The organism is Pseudomonas sp. P4_C1 (genome assembly GCF_056402155.1).
This window is the reverse complement of record NZ_JBFUHY010000125.1, coordinates 1-7,169: the sequence shown is the minus strand read 5'-3', so window position 1 is coordinate 7,169 and position 7,169 is coordinate 1. Positions and strand designations below refer to the sequence as shown.

General features: G+C 59.9%; 4 protein-coding genes and 1 pseudogene. All 5 read right to left on the bottom strand.

Annotation, left to right across the window (positions count from 1 at the left end):
* On the bottom strand, window positions 1-3,022 hold a 3,022-nt coding region (locus AC1DU9_RS29080; protein ID WP_477811207.1), incomplete at its 3' end, for an efflux RND transporter permease subunit.
* Complete coding sequence (locus AC1DU9_RS29075) at window positions 3,019-4,503, bottom strand: efflux RND transporter periplasmic adaptor subunit (RefSeq protein ID WP_223462572.1); 1,485 nt, start codon at window positions 4,501-4,503, stop codon at window positions 3,019-3,021. The genes AC1DU9_RS29080 and AC1DU9_RS29075, both read right to left, overlap by 4 nt.
* Window positions 4,500-5,756 carry a TolC family protein gene (locus AC1DU9_RS29070; protein ID WP_477811206.1) on the bottom strand — a complete coding sequence of 419 codons (1,257 nt, stop codon included), beginning with the start codon at window positions 5,754-5,756 and terminating at the stop codon, window positions 4,500-4,502. The genes AC1DU9_RS29075 and AC1DU9_RS29070 overlap by 4 nt, the downstream gene beginning before the upstream one ends.
* A 99-nt stretch (window positions 5,757-5,855) precedes the next feature.
* Complete coding sequence (locus tag AC1DU9_RS29065; protein WP_223462574.1) at window positions 5,856-6,197, bottom strand: hypothetical protein; 342 nt, start codon at window positions 6,195-6,197, stop codon at window positions 5,856-5,858.
* Between the two features lie 263 nt (window positions 6,198-6,460).
* Window positions 6,461-7,169 (bottom strand): annotated as a pseudogene (locus AC1DU9_RS29060) (calcium-binding protein); the annotation flags it as partial.

The window sequence follows — 7,169 nt, the reverse complement described above, 5'->3', positions numbered from 1 at the left end:
GGCTCATCACTTCGCTGCCCGTACCGCTGCCCAACAGGATGGGTAACAGGCCTGCAATGATGACGGCCACGGTCATGGCCTTGGGGCGAACCCGCTGCACGGCACCTTCACGAATCGCCGCCACCAGTCCGCGCTCAGAGCTGTCGCCGAGGTCTTCACGTTCGGCCCAGGCATTCTTCAGATAGAGCAGCATGATGACGCCGAACTCGGCAGAAACACCGGCCAAAGCGATAAAGCCGACTCCGGTGGCGACCGACAGATTGAAGCCCAACAGATAGAGGAACCATGCCCCGCCAGTCAGTGCGAATGGCAGAGTGGCCATGATCAGCAAAGCCTCGTCGAATCGGGCGAACGTCAGGTAGAGCAGCACGAAAATGATCAACAGCGTGGCCGGCACCACCAGTTTGAGGCGTGCGTTGGCCCTTTCGAGAAACTCGAACTGCCCGGAGTAGCTCAGGCTCATGCCCGGTTGCAACTTGACCTGTTCATCGACGACCCGACGCAGATCGGCAACCACCGAGGCAATGTCCCGACCGCGGACATCGATGTATACCCAGCCTGAAGGTCGTGCGTTTTCGCTCTTGAGCATCGGCGGACCGTCACTGACCTTGACCTTCGCCACCGTGCCCAGGGTGATCTGACTACCCAGCGGGGTGTAGATCGGCAGTTGCTCCAGGGCGCCGAGCGAGTCGCGCCACTCTCGTGGGTAACGTACGTTGATCGGGAAACGTGCAAGCCCTTCAATGGTCTCGCCGACATTTTCACCACCGATGGCGCCAGCGACGATGGACTGCACATCGGCGATGTTCAGCCCATAACGGGCGGCGGCCTTGCGGTCGATATCCACGTCGATATAGCGGCCGCCGGTCAGTCGCTCGGCCAGCGCCGAACTGACGCCGGGCACGTCCTTGGCCACTCGCTCGATCGCCTGTGTCGCGGCATCGATCTGCGTCAGGTTGGTGCCGGCGACTTTCACGCCGATGGGACTCTTGATCCCCGTGGCAAGCATATCGATGCGGTTACGAATCGGCGGTATCCAGATGTTGGTCAGACCGGGCACACGCACCACACGGTCCAGTTCCTCCACCAGTTTTTCCTGGGTCATGCCTGGACGCCATTGCTCATGCGGTCTGAACTGGATCGTGGTTTCGAACATTTCCAGAGGCGCCGGATCTGTCGCGGTTTCAGCGCGACCGGCCTTACCGAAAACGTGCTCGACTTCTGGCACGGTCTTGATCAGGCGGTCAGTCTGTTGCAGCAGTTGCGCCGCTTTTTGTGCCGACAATCCCGGCAGTGCAGAAGGCATGTAGAGCAGGTCGCCCTCATCCAGCGGGGGTAGAAATTCGCCACCCAGGCGAGACATTGGCCATAGCGCACTGACAAAAACCAATAGCGCCACCAGCAGAGTGATCTTTGGTCGACGCAAGACCGCGTCCAGAGCCGGCTGATAGATCCGAATCAACCACCGGTTCAACGGGTTCTGTTGCTCACCGGGAATTCGCCCCCGAATCCAGTAGCCCATCAGCACTGGCACCAGGGTCACCGACAATCCCGCCGCTGCGGCCATGGCGTAGGTCTTGGTGAAAGCCAATGGGCCGAAAAGGCGTCCCTCCTGAGCTTCCAGGGTGAACACTGGAATGAACGACAGGGTGATGATCAACAGACAGAAGAACAGCGCTGGTCCCACTTCCGCCGCAGCTTCAGTCATCACATGCCAATGATGTTCACCCTTCAGCTCTTCGCCGGGATGGGCCGCATGCCAGGCCTCGATCTTCTTGTGGGCGTTCTCGATCATCACCACCGCGGCGTCGACCATGGCGCCGATGGCAATGGCAATCCCGCCCAGGGACATGATGTTGGCGTTGATGCCTTGGTAACGCATGACGATGAAGGCAATCAACACACCAACAGGCAGCGAGATGATCGCCACCAGCGATGAGCGCAGGTGCCAGAGGAAGATCCCGCAGACTAACGCAACGACGATGAACTCCTCGATGAGCTTGTGGCTGAGGTTTTCCACCGCACGGTCGATCAGCTTGCTGCGATCGTAAGTGGTGACGATTTCCACGCCGGCCGGCAGACTGCTTTTCAGTTCGTCGAGTTTGGCCTTGACCGCAGCAATGGTCTGGCGAGCGTTCTTGCCGCTACGCAAAATCACTACGCCGCCGACCGCCTCCCCTTCGCCGTCGAGTTCGCTGATGCCACGCCGCATTTCCGGTCCCGACTGAAGGGTGGCGACATCGCCAAGGGTCACTGGAACACCGCCCGCACCGAGCTTGAGCGGGATCGCCCGAAAGTCATTGAGCGTTTTCAGGTAGCCAGAAGCCCGCACGATGAACTCGGTCTCTGCCATTTCCAGCACGGCACCACCGGTTTCCTGGTTGGCTTTGCCGATCGCCTCGGATACCTCGGCCTGAGTGATGCCGAGGCTGGCCAGTTTGAGCGGATCAAGCTGCACCTGGTACTGCTTGACCATCCCCCCCACGGTGGCCACCTCCGCTACATTGGGCAGAGTCTTGAGTTCGAACTTGAGGAACCAGTCCTGAAGTGCGCGTAGCTGTGCCAGATCGTGTCCGCCACTGCGATCCACCAGTGCGTACTGGTAGATCCAGCCCACTCCCGTCGCATCCGGCCCCAACGCCGGCCTGGCACTGGCCGGCAACCGACTTTGAATTTGGCTCAGGTACTCCAACACCCGCGAGCGAGCCCAATACAAGTCAGTGCCGTCTTCAAACAGCACGTAAACAAAGCTGTCGCCAAAGAACGAGTAACCACGCACGGTCCTGGCGCCCGGCACCGAGAGCATCGTGGTGGCCAACGGATAGGTCACCTGATTCTCGACAATCTGCGGCGCTTGTCCCGCAAAGGGGGTACGGATGATGACTTGAACATCGGAGAGATCCGGCAATGCATCGATGGGCGTGCTCTGCACCGACCAGATGCCCCAAGCCGTGACAAACAGCGTCGCCAGCAGTACCAGRAAACGATTGGCCACTGACCAACGAATAAGGGCGGCGATCATGGTTGAACTCCCGATTTATCCAGGCGCTCGACCCGCAAGCCATCGTCAGTCTGGCTCACAGCGATCCGTACCTTGTCACCCGCTTTAAGGCCCTGCATCAGCGCCGGATTGGCGAGTGGGAACGTCATCGTCATGCCAGGCATGCCCAGTGTCTTGAAAGGACCATGGGCGAGCGTGACTTCTTTATCGTTGATCTCAACGATCTGCCCATCCGCCTCATGCAAACTGGCGGCTGCTCCACTGGGTGGCGACTCTTGCTCCGAATTAGCAACAATGCCCTTGAGACTGGCTTCCGAATCGAGGAGGAACTGGCCAGACGTAACCACCTTCTGGCCTTCTTCCAGGCCTTTCAAGATCGCCGTCTTGCCATCGCTTTCCTGCCCGAGTTGCACCTCCACTGGGCGGTAGCGGCCCGCATCTTCGGCGAGCATCACCAGGGCACGTCGGCCAGTGCGAATCACCGCTTCGCTCGGCACCCACAATACACTTTGCTCAGTTGTACGATTCAGGCGGACCTGCGCTGTCAAACCTGGTCTCAGGCGCCCATCTGGATTGGGCAGTTCCACCCGCACACGAAGCGTGCGGCTGTCCGGATTGGTCTCGGGCAAAATCGCGCTGACCTTGCCACTGAGCGTTGCCCCTGGAAAAGCTGGCAAGCGCGCCTCGACTGCCTGACCCACGGTGATAGCTCCGGCATCCGATTCCGGAACGGCCACGGCCAGCCAGACACTGCTCAAGCCATTGACGCGTGCCAGAGTGTCGCCAGCCGCCACGGTCATACCCGCACGTACGTTCAACTCTTGCAGCACGCCGCTGATGGGGCTGGTGAGGGTCAGGTTCGGCTGGACTTTGCCACTGCGCTCTACCTGGGTGATCAGCGCAGCCGGCATCCCTGTGAGCCTTAGTCGCTGGCGGGCCGCAGCCAGCAGGTCGGCATCACCGTTGCGCTTGAGGGCAAGGAACTCTGTCTGAGCGGCCGCCCACTCCGGCACCAGGATATCCGCCAATGCCGCGTTGGCATTGAGCACATCACCGGGTGCATGGGCATAGACCCGCTCCACAAAGCCCGGGGTGCGTGCCTGGATTACCGCGACATCCCGTTCGTTGAACGCCAGGACACCTGTCACGTCGAGACTGGACTCAAAATTTCCACGAGTGACAGTCGCAAAACGCAGACCGAGATTCTGAGTCAGGCCTGGATCGATACTGACCGTCGCACGGTCACTACCTCCATTGGCGTACTGGGGGACCAGTTGCATGTCCATGAAGGGGGACTTGCCCGGCTTATCGAATTTTTGCTGCGGGTACATGGGGTCATACCAATACAGTGCCTTGCGTTCGTCCGGCGAATTGAGTTTCTGCTCCTGGGCCGCAACAGGTACCGCGCTCATGCGCTGGTGAGCGAACCAGTAGCCACCGGCAACACCCAATGCCAGCGAAATGCCAACCAGCCATGCCCCGTTCCATTTTGTAAGGTTCATTGGCTGGACTCCCCATAAGCAAAATACAGACGCGCACTGGTCAGCGCTCGCTGCTCCTCCACGTCGATCTGTTTGAGTCGGGCTTCGATGAGTTCACGTCGGGCGGCCACAACGGCGTTTAAATCGCCTTTGCCGGCACGGTAGCTGGCCATGCTGAGTTCGACCTTTTCCCTGGCCAGCGGCAGCAGGCTTTCCTGGTTGCGGCTTACCGCACGATTCAGGCGTGCATAGTCAGCCAGTTCGTTTTCCAGTTGCTGAGTGTGCTCGCGTGACAGGGCTTCGCGCTCAGCCTCAAGCTGGCTGAGTTCAGCCTGTTTGGCTGCGATTTTGGGGTTTTGCCGGGAGTCAGGAAACAGCGGCAAGTCCCAGGACAATTGCACGCTGACCATGTCGCCGAACTGGCGATCGCGATGTTGATAGTCAAGCTCCCAACTCCAGTCTGACTTTTTCTCAGACTCGGCTTCACGGACCTTGGCTTGCGCTTCGCGGGTCATCGGCGCAAACGCTGTCAACTCGGGGTGGTGTTGCAGTTTATGGGCGTAGCTTGAGGAATCGATAGGCCACTGCGGCAAGCTGCCCACAGGCTTGTCGTTGGCGGCGGAGCCAATCCAGCGTTTGAGGGCCGCTCGGGCCTGCGCTCTCTGGAGAATCAGATCGTCCTGTTGCTCCGCCAGTTGGGCCGCTTCTTGCTTGGGCGTCACCGCATCGGCGGGTTGAGCGCGGCCACCTGCAATCCGGGCCCGGACGGTATCGGCCAGCAGGCGGTTTTCTTTGTAGAAGTCCTGGAACAGCGCATCTTTGCGCTCGACCGAGTAGCTGCTGATCCAGGCCAATGCCGTGGATTGGCGTACGTTCAGTCGTGCAACCCGACGCYCGGCGGCAGCGCGATCAACGCCGGCGTTGGCGACCTCGATGCGAGCTTTGCGTTTGTCACCGTTGGGCATCTCTTGCCTGACCCCGACCATTTGCATGGTCATGAAGTCGTCGTTGATGCTCCAGCGATCCGGGCCGCCGATGGGGTAGTTCTGCACACCTGCCAGCAACTTGGGGTCAGGTAATTCACCCGCGGGTATAGCCGCACTGCTGGCAGCTTGAATCTTTGCATCTTGTGCAGCCAGCGACGGCGCATTGTTTTCGGCCAGCCGCAGCGCTTCATCGAGTGTCAATGCGCCAGCGAAGCTCGGCAATGCCAGTACGCTAACCGCCAGACCGGCCACGAGGGACCAACCTGTGCAATAGCACTTGGAGTTCATGTCTACGATTCCTGTGATCATCCACTGCAAGCGTCAAAAGAAATGCGCGCAGCTATGCCATCCCGCTAAAACGGAATGAGGCTCAATGTGGGACAGGAATCAAACGCGAGGCGGTCGCCATACCCCGGAAGGGGTCGGTACAGGCATGGAATCGCTGGAAGAGGAAAGCACTACAGGGCTGAACAACGTGACAGGAGGCTTGTCGATCGAGACTTGCAGCATACCGCCAGTCTTGCACTCCTGGCCCGGCTTGCAGGGTTTGCCGTGCTCGGTCGGGCTTTTCATATCGTTGCAGCAGTCCATCCCCATATCGTCCATCATCGCCATGCCCATCGTCTTCATCGGGCAAGGTTCTGTCGGTGCCTGAACGCCCGCCATCCCGCTGAGGGGAAGCGCCAGGCTAATCACGAAAATGAAGCAAAACCGCAGGTAGCGTTTCATGGGGTTGGAGTGTAGCCGTCAGAAATAGTACTAACAATCAATTGAACGCACGCGCTCGGTTGCCTTGCGCAAGGCGTTGATATCAGCGAATCCGGATTAAGCCAGCATTACTGACACAAAATGCAAGGTGATCCTGTTCGCAGGCAATGCTAACGCTGCTGCCCCCCGATAACTAATGGACAATTGAGTGAAAAGAGAAAGGGAGGGCATCCATGCCCTCCCCTCCGCGGTCCACGCTCCCTGCGACAGTACTGACCAGGACCTCAAGTGGCCAGAATGAAGTCCGTCTGATCAACGGCCGCGCTGCTGACACCCACAAGGCGGATGGAGTCCGCTCCGATCCCGACCACCGTGTCCGCCCCGTCTGCCGTTATGGTCAGGCTGGGAGCGAACGTCGCGCTGGTGATCCCCATCGGCCTGAGATCGAGCAAGTCCTGTCCTGCGGCCGCATTGGCTCCGAAGTTCAGGATCGTGTCGTTGCCGAAACCCGCGGCACCAAACACGAACGTATCGTTGCCGGCCACGCCGCCACTCATCACGTCGTTACCCCCAGCGCCGACGAGGAAGTCGTTACCTGCCCCCCCCACGATCGTGTTGGCCAGCTCGTTGCCAGTGCCCACAAAGTTGCCGTTGCCGCCGAAAAACAGATTCTCGAGGTTGGCATCCAGGGTGTAGCTCGCGAGCGAGGTCCAGATCGTGTCGCTGCCGCCACCGGCGTTCTCGCCTACCACGTCCCCAAGGTCGGTGACTTCATAGATATCGCTGCCGGCACCGCCTACCATCGTGTCGGCACCGCCGTTACCGATGAGAAGGTCGTTACCCGCTCCGCCCACGATCATGTTGGCCAGCTCGTTGCCGGTGCCCGCAAAGTTGCCGCTGCCGCCGAAAAACAGATTCTCGACGTTGGCACTCAGGGTGTAGCTCGCGAGCGAGGTCCAGACCGTGTCGATGCCGGCACCGGCGAGTTCGACC

What these genes read in the sequence shown, in the direction of transcription:
- AC1DU9_RS29075 (WP_223462572.1), bottom strand. Translation starts at nt 4,503, where the DNA reads ATGAACCTTACAAAATGGAACGGGGCATGGCTGGTTGGCATTTCGCTG.
- AC1DU9_RS29065 (WP_223462574.1), bottom strand. Translation starts at nt 6,197, where the DNA reads ATGAAACGCTACCTGCGGTTTTGCTTCATTTTCGTGATTAGCCTGGCG.